The organism is Flavobacterium anhuiense (assembly GCF_900101855.1).
In the GTDB taxonomy this organism is placed as follows: domain Bacteria; phylum Bacteroidota; class Bacteroidia; order Flavobacteriales; family Flavobacteriaceae; genus Flavobacterium; species Flavobacterium anhuiense.
The window spans coordinates 367,944-392,109 of the sequence record NZ_FMVC01000002.1 but is presented as its reverse complement, the minus strand read 5'-3'; the positions used below and the strand labels follow the sequence as shown (position 1 = coordinate 392,109).

At 34.0% G+C, this 24,166-nt stretch carries 18 protein-coding genes; 12 read left to right on the top strand and 6 right to left on the bottom strand.

Features of this window, described 5'->3' with window-relative positions:
* Window positions 1–69: 69 nt before the first annotated feature.
* From BLP44_RS06235 to BLP44_RS06220, 4 genes are all read right to left on the bottom strand, one after another.
* A complete protein-coding gene (locus tag BLP44_RS06235; protein WP_091130661.1) occupies window positions 70–1,071 on the bottom strand; it encodes a c-type cytochrome in 1,002 nt (333 codons plus the stop codon).
* 102 nt (window positions 1,072–1,173) lie between these two features.
* On the bottom strand, window positions 1,174–2,580 hold the full coding sequence (locus BLP44_RS06230) for an aryl-sulfate sulfotransferase (protein ID WP_091130660.1): 1,407 nt from the start codon (window positions 2,578–2,580) through the stop codon (window positions 1,174–1,176).
* Between the two features lie 97 nt (window positions 2,581–2,677).
* Window positions 2,678–4,189 carry a RagB/SusD family nutrient uptake outer membrane protein gene (locus tag BLP44_RS06225; RefSeq protein ID WP_091130659.1) on the bottom strand — a complete coding sequence of 504 codons (1,512 nt, stop codon included), beginning with the start codon at window positions 4,187–4,189 and terminating at the stop codon, window positions 2,678–2,680.
* A gap of 36 nt (window positions 4,190–4,225) precedes the next feature.
* Window positions 4,226–7,312 (bottom strand): SusC/RagA family TonB-linked outer membrane protein, encoded by a 3,087-nt coding sequence (locus BLP44_RS06220; protein ID WP_091130658.1) that lies wholly within the window; start codon window positions 7,310–7,312, stop codon window positions 4,226–4,228.
* 679 nt (window positions 7,313–7,991) lie between these two features.
* On the opposite strand from BLP44_RS06220, the gene BLP44_RS06215 reads away from it, so the two are divergent.
* Window positions 7,992–8,630, top strand: a complete 639-nt coding sequence (locus BLP44_RS06215; protein ID WP_091130655.1) for a carbohydrate-binding family 9-like protein — start codon at window positions 7,992–7,994, stop codon at window positions 8,628–8,630.
* Window positions 8,631–8,742: 112 nt separating this feature from the next.
* Here the strand turns inward: BLP44_RS06215 and BLP44_RS06210 are convergent, their stop codons facing one another.
* Complete coding sequence (locus BLP44_RS06210) at window positions 8,743–9,783, bottom strand: LacI family DNA-binding transcriptional regulator (protein ID WP_091130650.1); 1,041 nt, start codon at window positions 9,781–9,783, stop codon at window positions 8,743–8,745.
* Window positions 9,784–10,014: 231 nt separating this feature from the next.
* Here BLP44_RS06210 and BLP44_RS06205 point away from each other — a divergent pair, with 231 nt between their 5' ends.
* The 11 genes from BLP44_RS06205 to BLP44_RS06155 all read left to right on the top strand — a co-directional run bounded on the left by BLP44_RS06205 (window position 10,015) and on the right by BLP44_RS06155 (window position 22,280).
* Entirely contained in the window at window positions 10,015–11,094 is a 1,080-nt protein-coding gene (locus tag BLP44_RS06205; RefSeq protein ID WP_091130649.1) for a mevalonate kinase family protein, read from the top strand.
* 19 nt (window positions 11,095–11,113) lie between these two features.
* Complete coding sequence (locus BLP44_RS06200; protein WP_091130648.1) at window positions 11,114–11,995, top strand: sugar phosphate nucleotidyltransferase; 882 nt, start codon at window positions 11,114–11,116, stop codon at window positions 11,993–11,995.
* Between the two features lie 165 nt (window positions 11,996–12,160).
* Entirely contained in the window at window positions 12,161–13,540 is a 1,380-nt protein-coding gene (locus tag BLP44_RS06195; protein ID WP_091130645.1) for a sugar MFS transporter, read from the top strand.
* Window positions 13,541–13,564: 24 nt separating this feature from the next.
* Window positions 13,565–15,493 (top strand): glucosamine-6-phosphate deaminase, encoded by a 1,929-nt coding sequence (nagB, locus tag BLP44_RS06190; protein WP_091130642.1) that lies wholly within the window; start codon window positions 13,565–13,567, stop codon window positions 15,491–15,493.
* Between the two features lie 338 nt (window positions 15,494–15,831).
* Window positions 15,832–16,062 carry a DUF3820 family protein gene (locus BLP44_RS06185; protein WP_008462478.1) on the top strand — a complete coding sequence of 77 codons (231 nt, stop codon included), beginning with the start codon at window positions 15,832–15,834 and terminating at the stop codon, window positions 16,060–16,062.
* Between the two features lie 104 nt (window positions 16,063–16,166).
* A complete protein-coding gene (locus tag BLP44_RS06180; RefSeq protein WP_066032296.1) occupies window positions 16,167–16,577 on the top strand; it encodes a DUF4190 domain-containing protein in 411 nt (136 codons plus the stop codon).
* A gap of 13 nt (window positions 16,578–16,590) precedes the next feature.
* Window positions 16,591–16,980 carry a DUF2752 domain-containing protein gene (locus BLP44_RS23260; protein ID WP_091130641.1) on the top strand — a complete coding sequence of 130 codons (390 nt, stop codon included), beginning with the start codon at window positions 16,591–16,593 and terminating at the stop codon, window positions 16,978–16,980.
* Window positions 16,981–17,196: 216 nt separating this feature from the next.
* Window positions 17,197–18,810: a CTP synthase gene (locus BLP44_RS06170; protein WP_091130639.1), complete on the top strand. Its 1,614-nt coding sequence runs from the start codon at window positions 17,197–17,199 to the stop codon at window positions 18,808–18,810.
* Window positions 18,811–18,891: 81 nt separating this feature from the next.
* Complete coding sequence (gene yidC, locus BLP44_RS06165) at window positions 18,892–20,814, top strand: membrane protein insertase YidC (protein ID WP_091130637.1); 1,923 nt, start codon at window positions 18,892–18,894, stop codon at window positions 20,812–20,814.
* 94 nt (window positions 20,815–20,908) lie between these two features.
* Window positions 20,909–21,634, top strand: coding sequence for a toxin-antitoxin system YwqK family antitoxin (locus tag BLP44_RS06160; RefSeq protein WP_091130635.1), 726 nt, complete (start codon window positions 20,909–20,911; stop codon window positions 21,632–21,634).
* Window positions 21,635–21,722: 88 nt separating this feature from the next.
* A complete protein-coding gene (locus BLP44_RS06155; RefSeq protein ID WP_091130631.1) occupies window positions 21,723–22,280 on the top strand; it encodes a DUF4956 domain-containing protein in 558 nt (185 codons plus the stop codon).
* Here the strand turns inward: BLP44_RS06155 and BLP44_RS06150 are convergent.
* Entirely contained in the window at window positions 22,277–24,154 is a 1,878-nt protein-coding gene (locus BLP44_RS06150; RefSeq protein WP_091130616.1) for a PEP/pyruvate-binding domain-containing protein, read from the bottom strand. The two genes, BLP44_RS06155 and BLP44_RS06150, sit on opposite strands and share 4 nt — an antisense overlap.
* Between the last annotated feature and the right edge of the window lie 12 nt (window positions 24,155–24,166).

Genomic DNA, 24,166 nt, shown 5'->3' with positions numbered 1-24,166 from the left:
AAAAGCGTTGTGTTGTTTAGGTTTAGTTTCATTGTATTGTATAAATCAGTTAAATAGTATATTTTGAGTTTAGTAAACGGCTTTCCATCCTTGTTTTTTCCAGTAAGCAATAATCGGTTTGTAAGGTCCGTATTTGTGCTGCTCTTCCGAAAAATTATCTTGAAATGGACTGTGTGCATAATCAATAGGTTTGCCCATTTTATTTGGATAATCAAACGTTTTTGGGTTTGGTCTTTTATGCTGTGAATCGTCATTTACATAAGCTGCAATGTCAAGCGCTTGTTTGTCTGTAAGATATGGTTTTCCAAGCAGTACTTTATCGTAAGGCATATTGCTTTTTAGCCATTGCGCCTGTTTAATGACGCGGTGCATGCTTGAACCTGGCTGATATCCATACTCGCCCCAAAGTGGAGGATAGGTGTAACCCGATTTGTCTGCATTATAAACTCCTTCACCATTATTTCCGTGGCATCTTGCGCAGTTTTCGGCAAATAAAACTTTCCCTCTTTCTGGACTTGCAGCAACATCTGGAAATTCGATTTCTAAATTTTTTGCTCCTTTAAAATTACCATCTTTTGGAACAAATTTGCTAATCCATTTGAAATACGATAAAAAGGCCACCATTTCTTTACTATCCAGCGGAAGCGGTTTTCCAGAATGCGGGCGCATAATGCAGTTATTAACTCTTTCTGCCAATGTAAGAACTTTGTTTTCGCGCCCGCGATATTGTGGATAATTATCGTGTGAAGACATCAAATTGAACGCATGAGGCTTTGTTCCTGCATCTTGATGACAGTTGGTGCAGTTCATTTTATTGCCCAAATATTGTCCATTTTTTCCGTTTGGACCAATGTAATAAGCCGTTTTCATCATTAATTCTCTTCCGTAACGAACCGATTCTCCAAATTGATCGTCTGGAATTTGAGAAGTATCAATTGTGATGTAACCTTCGTCTTCTTCTCCTTCTTCGGTTGTTTTTGAAGCCAAAGTTTGAGAATTTGATTTGGTGCAGGAATTGAAAACAAGCATTGGCAATGCTGAAAAAAGTGCAATAAGAATTAATTTTTTCATGTCTATTATTTTTATCCTAACAGGTTTTTAAAACCTGTTAGGTATTTATTCTAATTTACTTATACCTACAAGGTTTTGAAAACCTTACAGGAAAATCTCTTTTTAATTCAAAAGAAAAGGTTTGAGTTTTTCTTTAGGAATAAAGATGGTTCTATATGGCGGAATTTCAGATTCTAAAGCCCATAGCAAAATTCCTTTTTTATTGGTTAAAACCGTAATATGTCTTTTTGAACAACAAACCAAAAAGAGATCTTTATTAATCATATAAGCGCTTCCCATTCTATCGTTGTAAATATCTTTTGGCAATTTTATATGAAAATCCAGTTTTACCGAATTGCTTTTTTCGTCTACTTTTAAGGCAAAAACAGAAGATTGTTTGATATCTACGCCATTGTCAAAAAACAATAAACTTCCTTCTTGATCGATATGTGCGGCGTGTGCCTGAGAGAAATTAGTGTCTGAAGCCATTTTCATTGTTCCGCCTTTTCCTAATTTCCAGATTACTTTTCCAGTTTTCGAATTGATTTTCCAAATCTGGCCGTTATTATAAAATGAGATTAAAAAATTTCCATCTGCATCGTAGCTTAAACTATTGGCATGTGTCCAGTCCTTTTTGGTTTTTAATAAATTTTTGTCTTTAAATGGATCTAAATCATCAAAAACACTCCATTTCCAAAGCTGCTTGCCTTTTTTGTCTAAAATTAGGATTCCGTCTCCGTTGATGGTGTCTTGTTTTTTTCCTCCAATAGAAGTTAAATTGATTATTTTTTGTTCGACAGTTAAAGCGACAATTTCGTTAGCCGATTTTTTTATAATTTCATGGTGAAGAACTTGCTTTAAATCGCCTTCACCTTTTTTAATATGGGTTAAAGTATCGCCTTGCAGATTGATTTCAAGAATTTCGCTTCCATAGCTTGTTGGCTCATCATTGGTTCCCAAAATCGAAAGAATTGTTTGGTCTTTTGTAAAATGAACGACTTTAAAACCAGTTCCTTCAAGCGTATGGTACCATCTTAAATTTCCTTTGTAATCAACAATATAAGCAGTTCCAGGAGTTTCTCTTTTCGCTAAAAGCAAAAATCCTTTTTTGAAATTTTCAGGCAATAATTCTGGTTTCGGACAATTGGCTTTGAATTGTTTCTGTAGCCATTCTGGAAGTTTTCTAGATTTAAAATTATAAACTTTGCTGGTTTGTTTATTACCACCTTGAACTGTAACTAATTGGAAACTATAGCCGGTTTCTGGAATTATATTGCAAAGCACCAGCGAATGTTTTAAACCAGAATTTGAAATAGGAGAGGTCATTTTATTTTGATTTCCTTCTTTGTCTGACCAATATTCTGCATATACCTGAGCTTGGTCATTCGTAGTAACATCGATCTGAATTTTCAATTCGTTGTTGCCATGAGTGCCAATATTGATATTGGAGATAATTTGGTTTTTAGAACAACTTGCCAAAGTAAGCAGCACTAAAATAAAACTTCCTTTTAATATTAATTTTTTGATCATCTGAAAAGCTTCTTTTGTGAAACAGAAAAGTACTTTTATCGCTATAAATAATCAAGAATAGACAGACATTTAACTGTCTATTCTTGATTGGATATTCTTATTGTCTGTCGGCGTTGCTTAAATTTGGATTAAGGTCAACCTGACTCTGTGGATACGTATAATATTTGTTTTGTGGCATTTTGATTAAAGCTGCTTCTCCAACTCTAAGGTGGTATGCATTTACTAAAACATCATATTTGTTCATTCTGATCAAATCTGCACGACGTTTTCCTTCGTAGAAAAGTTCCCATCCTCTTTCTTGTAAAATAGCATCTCTTAAACTAGCTTGAGTATGTTCTGATAAAACCAAAAGTTTTGCATGAGATCTTCCTTTTACTTGGTTGATAAGATCAATAGCCTCTTGAGTTGGTCCACTGATTTCGTTTAAGGCTTCGGCTCTGCTTAACAAAACATCAGCATAACGAAGGATATTAACACTATGTCCATCATAATAAGTGGTCGTTTCATCATCAGCATATTTTTTTGTAGAAACGTCTTGCATGTAGAATTCTCCAGCTGGAGGTTGAGCTCCTAAGTATGGAGCTTGTTTATGTAATAGACCGTCTGTCCCCATATACTCTGGAAAAAAGCATTGTTTTCTCTCATCTTCATCGCCAAAAGTGTTGTAGAAATCCCAGTTTACAGTATAATATTGCCATCTGTTTTGAACCACAGGGTGATCAACAGGACCAAAGTGGTTTAATAATTCAGTTCCATTTGTGTTGGCATCACTTAAAGAAGAGAAGATGTTTTCACTGCACCATTTGTTACTTTCTTTAAACAGACCTAAGTAAGAAGGATATAGGCTGTATTCGTGCAAATCCATTACTTTTTGTGTATAGGTAATTACTTTTTGCCAATCGTGGCTTCTTAAGTATAATTTTGCCAATAGTGTTAGTGCAGCACCTTTTGTAGCACGTCCTACATCATTTGTACCGTAAATTTCATTGTTTTTATAATTAACTGGAAGAACATCAGCAGCTTCCGTCAATTCTTTAATCATGAAAGCGTCGATTTCTTCAACAGATGAAGGAGGAGTCTGATCCAAATATCCAGGGTTTCCTAAATTGGCTTCGGTAATTAGAATTACTGGTCCCCAAGAATCGGTCAAATCCATGTAAGCGGAACATCTTAAGAATTTCGCTTCTGCAATAAATTGTGCTTTTTCAGCAGCTGTAATACCACTCATTGGTATAATGTTGAAAATAGCATTGTTTGCATTGGCAATCAATTTATACATGGCGTTCCAGTCTTCTCTTAAAAGTCCATTTGCAGAATTCCAAGTTCCTAAAGATAATTGCCCTGGATCTCCTCCAAATTGGCAGTGTCCTAAATCTGTAGCAATATCAGTCAAAGCAAAGTGTCTTGTAGCCCAATATGAATAATTATCGCCCACAGATGGTCCTTTTAGTCTTCCATAAATGGAATTGATAGCCGCAATAGCATCTGATTTTGTCTGATACCCATTAGTATTAGTCAAGCTGCTATATACCGTGGGATCAAGATCTTGATTGCAAGAAACTTGTGTTCCAGCGGCAAGTAAAAGTAATAAGATTGTATATTTTTTCATTTTAATCAATTTAATGTTACTGTAAAGCATTTTAGACTAGTGAATTGCCACTTTAATTCCAAGTATAAAAGTTCTTGAGGCTGGGAAAGAGTTAAAGTCGATTCCTCCACCTAAATTGTTATTAGAATGCCCGTTCACCTCAGGGTCATTTCCAGAATAGTTGGTAATCGTCAATAAATTTTGTCCGATTGCATATAATCTGATGCTATCAATAAATTTCACCGTTTTTAATGCACTTTCTGGAATCGTATATCCGATAGAAACATTTTTTAGACGTAAGTACGAAGCTTCTTCAACAAATTTAGAATTCACATAACTTCCGTAAGTGCTTTTGTAATAACCATCTCTAGGAATATCAGTGTTTTCGTTTTTACCAGCAACCCATCGGTTTAGCGCATCTGTACTTGTAGAAGACTCGCCAACCATTTTAGTCATATTGTAAACTGAATAATCAAAAGCGCCTTGGAAAAAGATATTCATATCAAAATTTCTATACTTAAAATCGTTATTGAAACCTGCAACGTAATGAGGAATAGTATTTCCTAAATAAGTTCTGTCTTTTGCTGTAATAGTACCATCGCCATCAATGTCTACATATTTGGGATCTCCAGGAGCAGATAATGGCTGAGGCGCATAAGTTTCTCCAGTTTTGATAACTCCAGCATATTTATAGCCAAATAAAACTCCCATTTCTTTTCCAGGTTCCAATCTGGTAAATTCCTGACCAGAAACTACTCCACTTGGGTTAGAAGTGTTTGTGCTAATGATTTTAACGTTATCAGCTAGAGATACTACTTCTTGTTTATTGTACGCTACATTTAATGAAGTAGTCCAAGAAAAAGTATCAGTTCTGAAGTTTGTAGTGCTTATTCCTAACTCAATACCTTGGTTGTCAATAACCCCTGCGTTAACTCTTTGAGTACCAAATCCCCACCATCCTCCAACAGGAACATTTAAAAGAGCATCTGTAGTTCTTTTTTTGTAATAATCGAATGTAATTGAAAGTTTATCATTAAATAAGCCTAAATCTAAACCGATATCAGTTTGAGCTGTTTCTTCCCATTTCAGATTTGGGTTCGCTAAGTTAGCTGGTTCTGTTCCTGCAACAAATTCATCTGGCGCAATAGTAACCCCCCAAGAAGACAGACGGCTCATGTACGAGTAATCTCCAATACCGTCACTACCTGTAATACCATAACTTGCTCTCAATTTAAGTTCAGAAATTGCTTTTACGTTTTGCATAAAAGATTCGTTAGATATTTTCCATGCAACAGCTCCAGAAGGGAAGATACCAAATCGGTTATTTGGTCCAAAACGAGAAGAGCCATCTTTTCTAATTGTAAAAGTTGCTAAGTACTTATCGTTGAAAGCATAATTTAACCTTCCAAAATAAGAAGTCAATTTTGTTTCTGTTTTTTCTGTTTCAGGTTTTAAATACACTGAAGCTCCTTGCAGATTGTAATAGGTCAATAAGTCATTAGAGAAACCTGTACCGGCTGCTCTTACTCTTTCATAAGTATCTTTTTGATTTGAAGTACCAATCATGGCAGTAATTGCATGTACTTCTTTGATATCAAATTTATACGTCAAATATTGTTCTGTACTCCATCTGAAATAGGTTTTATTTTCTTCAGAACCAGAACCCTTTAACGCAGCTCCCGCTACTAAAGTACTTGGAGTATATTTTCCTTGAATATTTTCTTGCCATTCTGCACCGGCACCAAAATGGTATGTTAAACCTTTAATGATCTGATAATCTAAAAACATGTTTCCGTTTACCAATCTATTGATCGTGTGATCTGTAGGTTCAAGTAAAAGTGCTAACGCATTGTCTTTCCCTTGGAATTTATAATACGAACCGTCTGCATTATAAATTGGAATAGTTGGAGGGGCAGTCTGGATAGAGAACATTGGAGATAAAATATTATCGCCAAAATCGCTATTATTTCCTTCGGCAACAGCACCATATACATTTGTGCCCATATTTAGTCTTTCGTTGAATCTTTTTTCACCGCCCATTCTCACACTATATCTTTCAAAATCAGTGTTTACGATAGCTCCAGTTTGTTTTAAATAATTTCCAGAAAGAAAGAATTTAGAACTTTGATCACTTCCGCTAAAAGTAAGCGTTCTATTAAGCACTTCACCAGGACGAGTTGCAGCATCAAACCAGTTAGTATTGGCAACAGGAAAGCTGGAAGGGAAAAGTGGAGGTCTTCCGTTTTCAGCATTAAGAGCATTCTGATAATCGGCATATTGCTGTCCAGTCATTAAAGAAGGCTCTTTTATGATGTTTTGAAAACCATCAGAAATCTCAGCCTCAACATTCATTTTTCCTGATTTTCCTTTTTTAGTGGTAATCAAAATTACCCCATTTCCTCCACGGGCACCATAAATAGCTGTAGAAGCAGCATCTTTAAGAATTTGAATGTTTTCAATGTCGTTCGGGCTTATAGAAGCTCCAGTACTGGTAATGAATCCGTCAACAACATACAAAGGAGCATTAGAAGTATTAATAGAGTTTCCTCCTCTAATTATTACTGACGGATTTGTTCCCGGCGCATAGCTATTTTGTTGCACTTGCACTCCAGAAGCTCGTCCTTGAAGCGCCTGTCCAACGTTTGCAACCGTTCCGCCTAAGTTTAAATTGTCTTTGCTAAGAGAACTCACAGAACCTGTAAGGTCTTTTTTCTTAGATTTTCCGTATCCAATTACCACCTCGTCTAGTTTTTGTCCTGCTTCTTTCATGACAATTTTTAGAGGCGCACTTCCGATAGTAACTTCCTGATCTTCCATACCAATGTAAGTAATTATCAATTTTGTGGCATTATCAGGAACTGTAATAACAAAGCTTCCGTCTACATCAGTCTGAACTCCCTTAGTAGTACCTTTAACCACAACATTGGCACCTGGAAGTGGCAAACCTTTTTCGTCTGTTACTTTTCCTTTTACAGTTTTTTCAAAAAACAATGCCGTATTGGTTTTGTCTGAAATATTTATAGAAGAAGCTGCAGAAGCCTGAAATGTAAAAACTAATAACGAGAGAACTGTTATTCCGATTTCTTTGCGGGATAAATTGTTAAGCCGAAAATCTCTTGGCTTTTTTTGGATTAATAATTTCATACTTTGAATTGGTTTTGGTTAATGTTTAATTGTTTTTTCTTTGTTTGTAGGTTTTAGATTTCTTTTTTGATCTGGAAATTCATTTTGTCTTTTTAGTTGTGTTTTCGATTGAATTATTTTTGTGCAAACCAGAGACTTCTTTTTTTACTCCTAAACACGGCTTGTTTAGTTTGTTTTTCTTCTTTTTTTGAGCTTAAAAATCACCTGAAATTTTGCATAATTAACTTAGTTTTAAGATTAATCTCTGACGAAACTAGAGATTATATTTTTATAAAACAAGAAAAAACACAAAAAATGTGCTCGAACACACAAAATTTATGTTCTCGAGCACATAAAATTGTACGAAACGTTTTTTTAGACTTAAAAAGATGAGATATCTTTAAAATGTTTTAGAAATGCTGAAGCTCTTAGAACTGACTTTTTTTTGAATAATAAATGTTCTTTTTGTAAAAACTTATGAATTTCGCAATGACTAATGTAAATACGTAAAAATTAAGCAGTCTTTTCTTATGTTGAAAAAGAGTGAAATTTTAGATTTAATTATGAATTTGATTTGTTTTTCAATTCAATTTTTGAAGTATATTGGTCATGAAGAAAAAAGGAAAAATGGAAAGATGATTTAATGGTCATTTTGACCTTTTTGAAAATGAAAAATTAACAGATTTTAAGAAGAAGAATTTTGAAAGAATACCATGTACAAATAATAGATAATAATCAAAAGAACGAAACTCAGATTTTAGATCCTTTTTTTTGGGAAAAAGCAGATTGTTTAACTGATTTTGGTTCTCCGTGGAATAATGAATCGGTTTTAAAAATTGAATTTCGCGCGTTATGGGATCAAGAAAACTTCTATTTTAATTTTAGGGTTTTTGATACGGATGTTTATATCGATCAAAAAGATAATAGTGTAGACAGTATTTGTAATTCTGATCGCGTGGAGCTTTTTTTTAGAAGTAGTGATGAGCTTAATCCGTATTACTGTCTTGAAATTGATCCTTCGACAAGATTGCTGGATTTCCATGCCCTGCCAAATAAAATCTTTGATTACGAATGGAAATGGCCTGAAAATCAAATTAAATTGGAATCTTCTGCAGATGAAGTTTCTTTTACGGTTGCAGGGGTAATTAGTATCGCTTCTTTAGAAAAATTAGATTTAATACATGATAATGTTATCGAAACAGGGGTTTATAGAGCAAAATTCTCCAAAGACAAAAATGGTAACTACGAACCAACTTGGATTACGTGGGTAAATCCAAATACTCCCGAACCGAATTTTCACATAGCATCTTCTTTTGGAAAGTTTGTTTTAGTGAGGTGATTTGACACAAAGGCGCCGAGTTGCAAAGTTTTTTTTAAGGGAAGAAATCTGAATTGTCTCCAGCTTTAGCTGGAGATTAAAAAAAAACTTCGTGTCTTAGCGGCAAAAAACTTTAGCTAATATAAAAAGAAGCATTTTCGACATTTATTATGTCAATTGGGAGCAAAATGGTTTCTGGGATATCTTTTCTGAATAAAAAGTGTTCTACTAAAGTGCTGACTCCTAAATACGCCTGTCTCTTTTGGTTTTGATGTATTAAAAAATGAATCAATCCTTGATTTAAAAAGCTGACATTTTTATCGATTAAGTCATAGCCAATCAAAACAATTTTTTCGTCTGTTATATTAGATAGAGTAGAAGCAATTTGATAAGCCTTTGAGGTGGTAATGAAAATGCCGCTTAGGCCTGGGTTTTCATTTATAAACGCTGGCAGCTTAGTTTCTATGTTGGAATATTTCAGTTTTAATGTGGTTAAAGAGAAATCAGAAAGATTTTTTTCGTCAAAATAGCTTCTAAAGCCTCGTTCTTTTTCCTGCATGTGGACGGCGTTTTTTAAGCTTTCGTCAATGTGGATAATGGCAATCTGTCCTTTAGGCAGAATCAAATTCATTAAACTTGCGGCAACACGTCCGCTTTTGTATAAATCTTGTCCAACAAAACTTTTTATGGAAGAAGATTCAACCTGGTTATTAAAAGTATTTACCATAATTCCTAATTCGTCATATTGTTTTATGATTTCTATGGTTTCTTTATGGAAAAGAGGAGTTAGTAAAACAGCATCTGGCGATTGTGCTACAATGGCTTCGTTTGTTTTTAGAAACGATTTGGTGCTTTCTGGATTAAAGTAATGAATTTCTATATTGACATTATAAGCTTTGAATTCTTTAATGGCATCTTGGATTCCATTAACGCACGGAAGCCAATAAGGGTCAAATACAGGATCTGGAAGCAAGACACAAATGCGATATACTTTAGTGCTTTTTAAATTTCGAGCAATTAAGTTGGGTTCGTAATCAATAACATTCAGAACTTCATTGATTTTTTCGAGTGCAGCAGGAGAGACTTTTCCTCTGTTGTGTAGCACACGGTCTACAGTTCCTTTAGAAACTCCAGCCATTTGTGCTATATCCTTAATTGTGTACTTTTTATCCATATGAGCAAATATAAAAACTTTGATTTAATAAACGTAATTTTTCTGTAAGAATTAATAAATGTGCTCGAGAACACAAAAAATGTGTGTTCGAGCACATTTTTATGTTTTTTCTTGTTTTATAAAAATATAATCTCTAGTTTCGTGAAATCAAAACCGAAAACCGAAAATAAATTTATAACTAATTTACGCTGTAATTTATTGAATTGAAGCGTTTTAATACAAAGTGTTTAAGTGAAAAAAATCACGTCATTAGCTCCCGGCCGAACCTGTCTTTTTGGAGATCATCAAGACTACTTAGGATTGCCTGTTATAGCCTGTGCGATAGATCGAAATATTAAATTAATTGCAAAACAAAATCAGACCGAAACATTTGTTCTGAATATGATTGATATTAATGAAATTCGGATTATCGATATACATGAGGCTTTCGAAAAATTAGAATCCAGAGATTATTTTGCTTCCTCATTGCGCGTCTTGCGCAGATATGGCTGTAAACCAACCTCTGGTTATACGATTACAATTACTGGAGATATTCCAATTAATTCTGGAACTTCTAGCTCTTCCGCCTTGTTGATGGCTTGGATTCGTTTCCTGATAGAAGCTTTTGGAATAGATCATGAAGTTACACCTGAATTTCTCTCGAAATTGGGCTACGAATCTGAAGTTTTGGAACACGGAGAACCTGGCGGAATGATGGATCATTTTAGTATTGGAGTTGGAAATATCGTTTACATCAATACTAAAAAGCCTTTTTCTTTTGATGTTATAGGGACAGAATTAAAAGGATTGATTACAGGTGTTTCGGGCGTTCCAAAGGAAACAATTGGATTGCTTGGCGAATTAAAAGGAAATGCTTTGATGGCAATTGATCTTGTAAAGCAAAATTATCCGCAGTTTGATTTAAATGCTTCGGAAATTGAAGATGTCGATAAATATAGAAATTGTCTTCCAGATCGTCTGATTCCATTTTTTGAAGCAGCCATCAAGAATTACCATTATACTAAAGAGGCTTTAAAAGAATTTGAAAAGCCAATCTTAGATCTTAAAAAAATTGGATCCTTAATGAATGGTCATCATGAAGTTTTACGCAATTTACTGAAAATAACTGTTCCAAGAATTGATGCTATGATTAACGCAGCGTTGAAGGCTGGAGCGTACGGAGCAAAAATCGTGGGTTCTGGAGGTGGCGGAAGCATTGTGGTAATTGCTGATCCTAAGAATGAGAATGCGGTTATAGAAGCGATTTTAGGCGCAGGAGCACAGGAAGCTTATGCGGTAAACGTTGATCCCGGAGTACGAATTATTGAGTAATATTGAAAATTAAAATAAAATGCACGACAGTTTAGTGATTTTAGCCGGCGGGGCTTCTTCTCGTATGAAAAAAGAAGCGGTTACAAATAATTTATCTCCAGAAGAAATTGCACAGGCTAACGAGAGAAGCAAAGGTCTTATAGGTGTTGGCGCAAGCGGAAGACCTCTTTTGGATTACCTTTTATGGAATGCTAAAAAAGCAGACTATAAAAACATCTATATTATTATAGGAGAACAAGGAGAACTATTCAAGGAGTTTTACGGCAGTAAAATGAAAGATAATGATTTTCACGGACTCAATATTTCGTTTGCAGTTCAATATATTCCAGAAGGAAGAGTAAAGCCTTTTGGAACTGCAGATGCTCTGTTTCAAGCTGTAGAGCAATATCCAGAACTAAATTCGCAGTTTTATTCGGTTTGTAATAGTGATAATCTGTATTCTGCAGAAGCTTTACGTGCGTTGAGGGAAACCGAAAGTCCGAATGCTTTTATCAGTTATGATCGTGACGCAATGGATTTTCCATTAGAGCGTATTTCGCGTTTTGCGATTGCCAAATTAGATCAAAACAATCAGCTGTTGGATATTTTAGAAAAACCTACTGAAGAAGACTTAGAACAATATAAAGATTCAGAAGGTAAAATACGTGTCAGTATGAATGCTTTTAAGTTTAATGGCAATACCTTATATATACATCTTAAAAATTGTCCTGTTCATCCAGAGCGTGATGAAAAGGAGCTTCCGACGGTGCTTTTAAACTCTGTTAAGGAAAATCCGCAAACTACGGTCGGAATTCCGTTTTCTGAGCATGTTCCAGACCTAACTGCTAAAGAAGATATTGCCGAAGTAAAAACATATTTGGCAAAATATTATCCTGATTTAAATTGGAATAATAAAAATTAACAAAACTTTCATATCTAAATTAGAGAATAAGGAAATTTTAAGTACTACTTTTGTTTTGCAAAAAAAATGCAGATATTTGCATAAATTACGCAATCAATAATGTGAGAGTTGATTCTAATTTAGATTTTGAATTAAATAAATCTATAAACTAATCAACCAAAAATTATGACAAACATTCACAGTACATTACAAGTAGAGAAAAAAAGTACCATTGTTCCGATGGTGATTTTAACCTTGTTGTTTTTTATTTTAGGATTCGTAACTTGGCTTAACGGACCATTAATTCCGTTTTTTGAATTAGCTTGCGAATTAACTTCTTCACAAGCGTATTTTGTGACTTTCGCATTTTATATTGCCTATTTTGTAATGGCAGTTCCTTCTTCGTATATCATTGAAAAAGTGGGATATAAAAACGGAATTTCCTTAGGATTATTGATTATTGCCGCGGGAGCTTTTATGTTTTATCCAGCGGCTTCCAGTCGTACATTTCTCTTCTTTTTATTAGCATTATTTGTAATGGGAACCGGTTTGGCAGTTCTGCAGACGGCTTCAAATCCTTATGTAGTGGTGATTGGGCCGAGAGAAAGTGCCGCAGCAAGAATCAGTGTTTTAGGAATTGCAAATAAATTGGCAGGATTTGTTGCGCCAATTGTGCTTACAGTTTTGGTTTTGTCTAATATGCAGGACTTTACCGCAGACAAAATTGCCTTGATGGATGAAGCTGCAAAAACGAGCGCATTAAATTCTCTTGCATTACAATTGCAAACACCGTATCTTTATATGGGGTTGATTATTACTGTTTTAGCTCTTATGGTGAAATTTTCTCCTCTTCCAGAAATTGATTTAGATGAAGAAGGAAATGTTTCGAATTTAAGTGTTTTCAAACAGATTAAAAATGCCTTTCAGCATCCTCAACTGGTTTTAGGCGTAATTACTTTAATGCTGTATTTATCTGCCGAAGTTTTGGCGGGAGATTCTATTGGAGCTTTCGGAAAACAATTGGGTGTTTATGGTGCAGAAGGAAATTTCTATCTAAAATTAACATCATTTACCATGTCGGCAATGGTAATTGGTTACGTTCTTGGAATAGTATTGATTCCTAAATATGTTTCTCAAGTCACAGCGTTGAAAGTGTCTGGAATGCTAGGTTTAGTGCTCGTTTTAGCGATTGTTTTGATTTCGCCAAAAATAATGATTGCATTGCCAGGAACTCCAAATATACCTGTGGTAATATTTTTAGTAGCACTTTTAGGATTGGCAAATGCATTATGCTGGCCAGCGATATGGCCAATGGCTTTGCAGGATTTAGGGGGTTATACAAAAATAGGAAGCGCTATTTTGATTATGGGAATTATTGGTGGAGCGGTTTTTCCATTATTCTATGGAATGATCACTGAAAGCATCAATTCTGCAAATCTTGCAAAAAATATGCAAAATGTTTCAAAAAGCGGAAATCAATTGGCTTATTTAATGCTCCTGCCTTCGTATGCGATGATTTTGTTTTATGCTGTAAAAGGGCATAAATACAGGAAATGGAATAGTTGAACAAAAAATAAAAATTAATATATCATGTTAAAAAGTAAAATCGACAAAGCAACAGGTTTCGAAAAACGATTCGAAAACATTAATACAGTTGTTTTTGAAAACTCAACTGATGCTTCAAAAGAAGTAGCGCAGGAAATTGCAGCTTTAATCAGAGAAAAACAAAAGGAAGGAAAACCATGTATTCTTGGTTTGGCAACTGGTTCTTCTCCAAAAGGTTTGTATGCTGAATTAGTGCGTCTGCATAAAGAAGAAGGATTGAGTTTTAAAAACGTAATCAGTTTTAACTTGGATGAATATTATCCAATGGAACCAAATTCAATCAATAGTTATGTTCGTTTCATGAAGGAACTTTTGTTTGATCATGTCGATATTTTACCTGAAAACGCTCACGTTCCAGACGGACTTTTAACAAAAGAGCAAATTGCAGATTACTGCCACGAATATGAGGCAAAAATTGAAGCTTTAGGCGGAATAGATCTTCAGATTCTTGGAATTGGAGGAAACGGACACATCGGATTTAACGAGTCTGGTTCGCTTCAGAACTCTAAAACGCGTTTAGTGGCTTTGGATCACATTACAAGAGTTGCGGCAAGTAAAGATTTCTTTGGTTTAAATAATACGCCAAGAACAGCAATTACACTTGGAGTTAAAAAAATCATGGAAGCAAAACGAGTAATCTTATTGGCTTGGGGTGAAGGAAAAGCAAGTATTGTAAAAAAATCTGTTGAAGATGAAGTTACAAACCGAGTTCCTGCATCTTTCTTGCAAGAGCACAACAATGCGGTTTTTGTTTTAGATAAAGAAGCTTCTTCAAAACTTACGAGAATTAACAAGCCTTGGTTAGTTGAGAAAATCGTTTGGACAGATAAATTGACTCGTAAAGCTGTTTTAGGATTAGCATTAGATCTTAAAAAACCAATTTTAATGCTTACTGATGCTGATTATATCGAAAACGGTATGAGCGATTTATTGGCAGATTCAGGTCCAGCTTACGATACTAACATTAAGATATTTAATAAATTACAAAATACAATTACAGGTTGGCCAGGTGGAAAACCAAATTCAGATGATACCAATCGTCCTGAAAGAGCAGAACCTGCTAAAAAACGTGTATTGATTTTCAGCCCGCACCCTGATGATGACATTATTAGTATGGGAGGAACTTTCATGCGTTTGCAAGAGCAAGGACATGAAGTGCACGTAGCGTACCAAACATCTGGAAACATTGCGGTTGCTGATGATGAGGCATTACGTTTTGCAAGATTCGTAATTGATTACAATGAGAAATTCGGAATCAAAAGCGAAGAAGCAGATAACATCTACAAAAAAGCAGAAGCGTTTTTACAGAACAAAAAGAACAGCGAAATTGATATTCCAGAAGTTCGTTACATTAAAGGTTTGATCAGAAAAGGAGAGGCGAGAGCTACAAGTTATTTTGTGGGTCTTCCAGATTCTCAAATTCACTTCATGGAATTGCCTTTCTATGAAACAGGAACAATCGAGAAAAAACCAATCGGACCAGAAGATATTCAGTTGACAGTTGATTTAATTGAAAAAATTAAACCGCACCAAATTTATGCAGCTGGAGATTTAGCGGATCCGCACGGAACGCACAAAGTTTGTTTGGATGCTATTTTTGAAGCAGTAAAAGTTTTAAAACCAAAAGAATTCATGAACGACTGCTGGTTATGGTTATACCGTGGAGCTTGGCAAGAATGGGGAATTGACGAAGTTGAAATGGCAGTTCCAATGAGTCCAGATCAGGTTTTAGCAAAACGTCACGGAATCTTCAAACACCAGTCTCAAAAAGATGGAGTTGTTTTCCAAGGAACAGACGCAAGAGAGTTCTGGCAAAGAGCGGAAGATAGAAACCGCGAAACAGCTGAGTTGTACCATCAATTAGGTTTGGCGACTTATGCTGCAATGGAAGCTTTCGTGAGATGGCATTACTAAGTAGCTAAGGTTCTGAGGTGCTAAGATTCTAAGTTTTCTTGGTCTTTGGAAATTGGTAATAAATAATATTTTTGAAGCAGGAAGAGGGGATGAAAATATGTTCTTTTTTCTTGCTTCTTTTTTTTGTCTAAGGTTATAAGGAGCTGAGGTTTTGAGATGCTAAGTTTTTCCAGTCTTTACACTAGTCCTTGTTTTAAAACTGTAAACTGTGACTGAGACTGAAAACTATTTTTTAATCTGTGGCAAAAGAAAAAAAATAGCAATAGCTTTGTACGAAATAAAAGCAGGAGGGGAGAAATCTATTTCCTTTCTTCTATTCTCTTTCCTCTCTAAAAAAAATGGATCAAGACAAAAAACAGCTCATAAAATTAGCCCACACCAAAATGCCTTTCGGAAAATACGAGGGAAAATATCTAATAGATTTGCCTGAATACTATGTGGTTTGGTATCATAATAAAGGTTTTCCAAAAGGAGAACTTGGACAGCAATTACAATTAATTTATGAGTTGAAATTGAACGGATTGGAAGAATTGATTCGAAACATCAAAAAACAATACCCAAAACCTTAATTCAGAAAAAGAAGGTTAATTTAATTGTTGATAACTTAGATTGGATCGCACTAGTTTGTGTTAGTCGTTTTCTATTTTTGTCTGAACTAACAAAACAATTTTTTATGGAAAACAATTTACCTTCTTCAAATGCTGGCCAGTCGCTAGGTATTATCGCTTTAATTTTTGGTATTATCGGTGTATTAGCAGCATTTATCCCTTGCTTTGGTTTTATTGCAGTTTTATTCGGAATTCTTGCAATAGTATTCGGAGCAATTGCTTTAAATCAGGCAAAAAAAGAAAACGCATCGACTTCTTTACCAAAAGCAGGTCTTTATTTAGGAATTGCGGCAACAATTTTCGTTATTATTTGGGTTGCAATTTTTGTGGGCTCAGTTGGCTCTATGGCTTTAGAGCATAAAGATGAGATTGAGAGAGCTTTAGATTCTGTCAAAATAGAGAAAATACAAACAGATGATTCTTTAAATGTGAAAGTACAAGTAGATTCGACTACAATTGAAACTACTGTAAAATAACTTCTTGAATAAAATGTCTGTTTATCAAGAAATTGATTCTTATAAAAAGATAAATGTAATTTTGATTTTCATCATTATGTTTATCTTTTTTTATTGCTTTTTTCTCCCGTATTTAAATTTTGGCTTGCGTTCATCTTGTGAGGGTTTGCCATTGGCATACTGTAAAAGTCGCGGACTTACGAGAGCTTTTTCTCAAATCCTTCGATTTCATTTTCAGGAAGCAATCGCTTACAATCCATTTTCTATAAAAATTTTTTGTTTCTTTTTCCTTCAGCTTATTGCTAGATTTTTGATTAATATGATCATTTCTTTTTCCTTATTTAGAAAGATATTAATTTTTGATGTCTCCTTAAGTGTAATTTCTTTCCTCTTCAGCTTTTATAATTTAGTACTGCCTTATTAGAAATTAATTAGATTGTATTTTTGAGTTTTAGTTATGAATTTTTAGCTAATAATGATAAAAAAGCATTCATATTGATAAGATAATGGATAGGGAAGTACATAAAATAAAATGTGCTTAAAAATTTAAAAATTATCTCATTCTGGAATTGATAAATTGTCTAATTAAATTTGTACTTTTGCCAAGTTTTTTACACAACTACTTACAAACAACAACAGAATGAATCAAACAAAATATATTTTTGTTACAGGAGGTGTGACCTCTTCATTAGGAAAAGGGATTATCGCGGCATCTTTGGCAAAATTGTTACAAGGAAGAGGATACCGCACAACTATTCAGAAATTTGATCCATACATTAACGTTGACCCGGGGACACTAAACCCATATGAGCATGGAGAATGTTATGTGACAGATGATGGAGCTGAAACTGACTTAGACTTAGGACACTACGAGCGTTTCTTAAACGTTCCTACTTCTCAGGCTAATAACGTTACTACAGGAAGAGTTTATCTTTCGGTTATTGAAAAAGAAAGAAGAGGAGAATTTTTAGGAAAAACGGTTCAAGTTGTTCCTCATATCACAAACGAAATCAAAGACAGAATGCAATTGCTAGGTAAATCTGGCGATTATGATATTGTAATTACTGAAATTGGTGGTACAGTTGGTGATATCGAATCTCTACCTTATATAGAATCTGTTCGTCAACTAGTTTGGGAATTAGGTGAAAATAACGGAATCGTGATTCACTTGACTTTAGTTCCTTATTTGGCTGCAGCTGGTGAGTTGAAAACAAAACCAACTCAGCACTCTGTTAAAACTTTAATGGAAAGCGGTATTAAAGCCGATATTTTGGTTTGTAGAACAGAGCACGAATTGTCTCAGGAACTGCGCCAGAAATTAGCTTTATTCTGTAATGTGAAGAAAGAAGCAGTTATTCAGTCAATTGATGCTTCTACAATATATGAAGTTCCGAATTTAATGCTTGAAGAAGGATTAGATGTTGTGGCTTTAAAGAAATTGGATTTGCCTAAAAAAGCATCTCCAGACCTTAAAAACTGGAATACTTTCTTAAAAAGATTAAAAAGTCCGAAGCAGACAGTAAACATTGGTTTGGTGGGTAAATATGTAGAAATGCAGGATTGCTACAAATCTATTTTAGAAGCGTTCATTCATGCAGGAGCTGCAAACGAAACAAAAGTAAACGTAATTTCAATTCACTCAGAGCATATCAATGCTGATAATGTTGAAGAAAAATTAGGTTCTTTAGACGGAGTTTTAGTTGCTCCAGGTTTTGGAGAAAGAGGTATTGAAGGAAAAATCGAAGCAGTTCGTTTTGTGCGTGAAAACAACATTCCTTTCTTCGGAATTTGTTTAGGAATGCAAATGTCTGTTATCGAATATTCTAGAAATATTTTAGGTTATGCTGAAGCAAATTCAACAGAGATGAACGATAAAACGCCTCATCCAGTTGTGAGTTTAATGGAAGAACAAAAAAATGTAACCGACAAAGGAGGGACAATGCGTTTAGGTGCTTGGAAATGTGATATTAAACCAGACACTTTGGCGTACAAAATTTACGGACAAAAAACTATTTCGGAGCGTCACCGTCACCGTTATGAGTACAATAATAAATATGCTGATGAATTGCAAAAAGCTGGTTTAAAAGCTTCTGGAGTTAATCCTGATACTGGATTAGTAGAAATTGTGGAGCTTGAAAATCACCCATTTTTCATTGGTGTACAATACCACCCAGAATACAAGAGTACAGTTGCAAATCCGCACCCTATTTTTGTGAACTTTGTGGCAGCTGCTGTAAATGCACATAAAAAATAATAATTATATTCTGTGAAGATGTAACTTTTGAGTGAAACTCATTACTAATAACCTTCAACGAATAACTTTTTTAAATTAATAATGGAAGAAAAAAAATTAGACCTCAATTCGATCATTGGTTTTGTATTGATCTTTGGAATTTTGATTTGGATTATGTACCAAAATCAGCCTTCTGAAAAAGAAATTGCTGCTGAAAAAGCCAAGAAAGAATTAGTTGCTAAACAAGAAGCACAAGCAAAAGCAGATAAAGCTAAAACTGCGTCATTACCAGCTGCAGCTGTAACTCCTGGAGATACAGTTCAATTGGCTCAATTGCAAAAAACTTTAGGAGGATTTGCTTATTCTGCAACACTTCCTTCTGCAAAAGAAGCTTTTACTACAATCGAAAACGAAAAATTAAGATTAAAGATTGCTAATAAAGGTGGATACATTGTTGAAGCTACTTTAAAGGAATTCGAAAGATTAAAAAAAGGTTCAGGTCAATTAGTTGAGTTAATCAAAAACAATAACTCAAACTTAAATTTACAGCTTCTTACTACAGACAATAGAACATTAAATTCTAAAGATTTATATTTTGAGCCAACATTAGAGAAAATTGGTGCAGACCAAGTTCTTTCTATGCGTTTGAAAGCTGGAGCTAATGAATTTTTGGAATATAAATACATTTTAAAGCCAAACGATTACTTAGTTGGTTTTGATATTCGTTCTCAAGGCTTAAATAGAGTTTTAAATTCTGCTAAACCAGTTGATTTGCAATGGGATTTAAAAACATACAGAAACGAAAAAAGCGTTGCTTATGAAAATCGTTATGCGCAAATTGATTATAAATACGAAGAATCAAAATACAATAACGTAAGTTCACACGGACAAGGAAAAGAAGAAACTCCTACTAAAGTTAGTTATGTTGCGTTTAAACAGCATTTCTTTACAACTATTTTATCTACAGATAAACCTTTTGAAACTTCAAAACTACAATCTGATGATTTAGTTAAGGATGATAAAATTGATACAGTTTTTACAAAACAGTTTAGAGCTAATTTGCCTTTAGCGTTTACAAATGGAGAGATCGATTACAAAATGAATTTGTATATGGGTCCTGCAGATTACAAAACATTAAAAGCTTACGATAAAAACTTCGAAAAGATCATTCCATTAGGATGGGGAATCTTCGGATGGATCAACAAATGGATTTTCATTCCATTATTCGGATTCTTAAGTTCAACAATCGGTTTATCATTAGGTATCGCGATTATTATCTTTACAATTATCATCAAATTGGCTATGTCGCCAATTACCTATAAGTCATTCTTGTCTCAGGCTAAAATGAAAGTTTTAAGACCTGATATTGCAGAGTTGGGAGAGAAATTCAAAAAAGACCCAATGAAGAAACAACAGGAAACAATGAAACTGTACAACAAAGCAGGTGTAAACCCAATGGCAGGATGTATTCCAGCATTGATTCAGTTGCCTTTTATGTATGCATCTTTCCAATTTTTCCCTGCAGCATTTGAATTAAGACAAAAAAGTTTCCTTTGGGCAGATGATTTATCATCTTTTGACTCGATTGTAAAATTGCCTTTCAATATTCCGATGTACGGAGATCACATCAGTTTGTTCCCAATCTTGGCAGCAATTGCGATTTTCTTCTACATGAAAATGACTTCGGGAGATCAGCAAATGGCTGCTCCTCAGCAAGAAGGTATGCCAGATATGGCAAAAATGATGAAAATCATGATTTATGTTTCGCCATTAATGATGTTAATTTTCTTCAACAACTACGGTTCTGGATTATCTTTATACAACTTCATTTCGAATTTAATTACAATCGGAATTATGTTTGTGATCAAGAATTACATAGTAGACAGTGATAAAATTCACGCTCAGATTCAAGAAAACAAACAAAGAGAGCCTAAGAAACCAAGCAAGTTCCAACAGCGTCTTCAAGAAGTAATGGAACAGCAAGAAGCGGCAAAAGCAGCTCAAGCAAACAAAAAGAAGAAATAATTCTCAATAAAAAAATCTCGATTTATCGGGATTTTTTTATACCATTATACTTTATAATTAAGATTTTCGTTAAGCTTAAAAAATAGAATTTATTATGATCTCAAAAAAAATCATACTTGGATTATTATTCCTAACAGCATTAGTTTCAAATGCCCAGACTGATATTAATAAAGTCGATGCAGCTGGGAAAAAAGACGGCCTTTGGAAAGGAACTTATGCCGAATCTAAACGCCCTCGTTACGAAGGCACTTTTGATCACGGAAAAGAAACTGGAATTTTTAAATTTTTTGATGATACAAAAAAAGGAGACGTTATAGCTACGAGAGATTTCAGCGCCAATGATGGAAGTTCATATACTATTTTTTATGATCAGAATAAAAATAAAGTAAGTGAAGGAAAAGAGATAGGAAAAGCGCGTGAAGGCGAGTGGAAATATTACCATAAAGCTTCTAAAGTGTTAATGACGGTTGAAAATTATAAAAACGGAAAACTAGACGGTCCAAGAACTATTTATTATCCAAATGCACAAATTGCAGAAGAGATGACGTATAAAAATGGTTTAAAAGAAGGTCCTTATAAAAAAATAGGCCAGGACGGAACGCTTTTAGAAGAATCGTACTTTAAAAATAACGAATACAACGGAGAAACTGTTTTCTATGATTCAGACAAATCTATTGCTTCTAAAGGGAAATTCGTAAATGGTAAAAAAGCAGGAATTTGGCAGTTTTATCAAAAAGGAAAATTAGTGAAAGAAGTAAATATGAGTGATCCTAAAAACACGAATAAAGCTTCTGAAAAAGGAGGAACGCCAAAAAAATAAGAATTTGAAATCTCGGAATTCATCGGTTAAAATAATAAAAGGTTAATTGTAAAATGTTTACATTTGATTAACCAATATATTTTAACCGATGGACTTAAAAGAGCTTTTAGGACGATTTTTACTGTTGTTTTTTTCGATTTTGGTTTTGTATTTTTTCTCTAATAGAAAAGATAATGCAACCATAAATCCTTTGATGGTTATTGTCGGACTTTGTACTTTTTCGCTATGTTATCTTTTTACTGAAATTGAAATTGGAGTCGGAATAGGCTTTGGTCTTTTCGCCATTTTTTCGATACTCCGATTTAGGACACAGTCTTTTACAGTAAATGCGATCATTTTTCTTTTTGCAACCATTACACTGTCCATTTTGGATATTATGTATCCGTTTGAAAAGATTGAATTACTGCTGTTCTTTCAAATCATTATAATTGGATTTTATGTTATTGCCTCAATCATCGTTAATAAACAAGCTTCAAAATATTTCAATTCTGTAGATGTAAAAATTCCGCTTGACGAAAACTTTTCCTTAAAACCAGAAATAATTAGAAAATCAATTCAAGAAAAAATTAAGATTGAAGATTTTGATTTTAGAATTGTCTTAATAAACACTGCGGCCAACGAAATAGATGTATTGGTTTTCTATTAATCATTAAAAGGACGAACTTGTTTGATATACAAATCTCTTTTTTCGCCCACAATTTTAAATTCGATGTCTACAGGATGAAACAAGTTTTTACGCCAATATCTATACATTTTGCTTTCAATTTTTTTGCTTACATCATACAGATTGCTCATTTCTTTTCTGGTCAACAAAGGCTCGTTATTGTTTAAATTTGAATTGGAAGTATAATCGATATCAAAATCGGTTTCGTCTTTTCCGTCATTAAAATGATAGGCAACAAATTGCTCGCAGATTTCTCCTTTTTCAGGTTTTACAACAGAGTTTTCTCCTTTTTGAACATTAACCGTAATTCCTGGAAAGTTTTCTCTAAATATATTTTTAGTAATAATGACACCATTTGCTAATTCGTCAGGAAACGAACGATGCACCAAAACGCCCATCGCAATATTTTGCTGATCAATTCCAAAAAGCTCTCTTTCGTTATACGAAGCTTCGTTCCAAACACTTGCCCAAACTTGTTTTATGGCCTTTTCAAAAGTTTTTACTGAATCGCCTACGATTCCTGTCTTAGAATCATATAATCCGGCGCCATTGAAATCATCCAAATCTTCTGCATTTGTAGAGGAACGAAATCTGAAATTTTTGAATTTGGCATCTTTAAAAGCAATATTCAATTTTGAAATTAATTCAGGATCAATAGGTTCTTTTTTGATGGCATCTCTAATTTTCTTAAGCTGTTTATTAATCCAAATAGTTGAGTCTTTTTGCGGATAAGCCAAAAGTTCTGCAATTAATGGAGAAATAGAAGATTTCTGAATATGTTTCGTATAAAAATAAAACGGAATTGCATGTGCATTTTCTGGAACCTTAAACGGAATTTCTTTTGAAATGGCAATTAAATACGCCATGTTTTGAGCTTTCGAACCGATATAGTTCACTCCCTTTTTTGGAATTTCTGATAAGTTGACCAAATCAGTTACAGAATTGTCAATTGTTAGTTTTTTCTTTTTTCCAGCAGATTTCACTGGAATTTTTTTAGTGGTTTCTTTTATGAAAAAAGTATCTACTTCTATTTTTAGTTCTACTTTTTTAGAAAGCAGCTTTTTGATATTGTTATCTTTTTCAATATCAGTATAAGCCATAATTGGAATCTTTCTGTTTTTTCCTAAAAGAACCAAATGGCTTAATGGAGTTTGCAGTTCGTTTACAATAATGCCTCGAACGTTTGGCAGAATATCTGGCGTTCCATCCAAAATAATGATTTCATCAGAATTGGGTTTTGTGGTTTCTAGTTCTTTTATTTTATATTTTTTTAGAATGCCAACATTTGTCCCTCGAACAACTTCTTGATATTTAATTTCTCCAAAAATATAATCTGATTTCACGCACGGAATTTTGAATTTTTGCTGTTGAAACCATTCCATCATTTCTGGATTGTTCAAATAGAATTTCAGCTTTTCTCTTATAAAAGTAGAAGTTTTAACCATATTGAAAAAACGTTCAATCAATGGTAAAGGCATATGATCGGACGCGGCGAGTTCAAAAATCCACTTGTCAGTTCCTTTAATATGATTTAAATTTCCGAGAAGAAAGTCTCTATTTTTATCCGTATTGCTATAATTTTCATTATTAAAAACTTCAAGATCTTGACTGTAGCCCAAATAATTGACAACGAAATCATAGTGGAGCAAAATAACACTGCTGTTGAAATAATACATTTTCTGTTTTCGAAGATCATAAATTACTTTTACAGATTCGATATTCGAAAATTTATCAGATAAAGGTTTTCCTCTAAACGCCTTGTAGGCTTCGTAATTTGGCAAAGACGCGCTAAATCGCTGCGCACTTAAGGCGGTTAAGACGAAAAGGAAAAACAAACTGTAAATGTATTTTTTCATAGATAAAAAATG

What these genes read in the sequence shown, in the direction of transcription:
- BLP44_RS06235 (WP_091130661.1), bottom strand. Translation starts at nt 1,071, where the DNA reads ATGAAAAAATTAATTCTTATTGCACTTTTTTCAGCATTGCCAATGCTT.
- BLP44_RS06230 (WP_091130660.1), bottom strand. Translation starts at nt 2,580, where the DNA reads ATGATCAAAAAATTAATATTAAAAGGAAGTTTTATTTTAGTGCTGCTT.
- BLP44_RS06225 (WP_091130659.1), bottom strand. Translation starts at nt 4,189, where the DNA reads ATGAAAAAATATACAATCTTATTACTTTTACTTGCCGCTGGAACACAA.
- BLP44_RS06220 (WP_091130658.1), bottom strand. Translation starts at nt 7,312, where the DNA reads ATGAAATTATTAATCCAAAAAAAGCCAAGAGATTTTCGGCTTAACAAT.
- BLP44_RS06210 (WP_091130650.1), bottom strand. Translation starts at nt 9,783, where the DNA reads ATGGATAAAAAGTACACAATTAAGGATATAGCACAAATGGCTGGAGTT.
- BLP44_RS06200 (WP_091130648.1), top strand. Translation starts at nt 11,114, where the DNA reads ATGCACGACAGTTTAGTGATTTTAGCCGGCGGGGCTTCTTCTCGTATG.
- BLP44_RS06195 (WP_091130645.1), top strand. Translation starts at nt 12,161, where the DNA reads ATGACAAACATTCACAGTACATTACAAGTAGAGAAAAAAAGTACCATT.
- nagB (WP_091130642.1), top strand. Translation starts at nt 13,565, where the DNA reads ATGTTAAAAAGTAAAATCGACAAAGCAACAGGTTTCGAAAAACGATTC.
- BLP44_RS06185 (WP_008462478.1), top strand. Translation starts at nt 15,832, where the DNA reads ATGGATCAAGACAAAAAACAGCTCATAAAATTAGCCCACACCAAAATG.
- BLP44_RS06180 (WP_066032296.1), top strand. Translation starts at nt 16,167, where the DNA reads ATGGAAAACAATTTACCTTCTTCAAATGCTGGCCAGTCGCTAGGTATT.
- BLP44_RS23260 (WP_091130641.1), top strand. Translation starts at nt 16,591, where the DNA reads ATGTCTGTTTATCAAGAAATTGATTCTTATAAAAAGATAAATGTAATT.
- BLP44_RS06170 (WP_091130639.1), top strand. Translation starts at nt 17,197, where the DNA reads ATGAATCAAACAAAATATATTTTTGTTACAGGAGGTGTGACCTCTTCA.
- yidC (WP_091130637.1), top strand. Translation starts at nt 18,892, where the DNA reads ATGGAAGAAAAAAAATTAGACCTCAATTCGATCATTGGTTTTGTATTG.
- BLP44_RS06160 (WP_091130635.1), top strand. Translation starts at nt 20,909, where the DNA reads ATGATCTCAAAAAAAATCATACTTGGATTATTATTCCTAACAGCATTA.
- BLP44_RS06155 (WP_091130631.1), top strand. Translation starts at nt 21,723, where the DNA reads ATGGACTTAAAAGAGCTTTTAGGACGATTTTTACTGTTGTTTTTTTCG.
- BLP44_RS06150 (WP_091130616.1), bottom strand. Translation starts at nt 24,154, where the DNA reads ATGAAAAAATACATTTACAGTTTGTTTTTCCTTTTCGTCTTAACCGCC.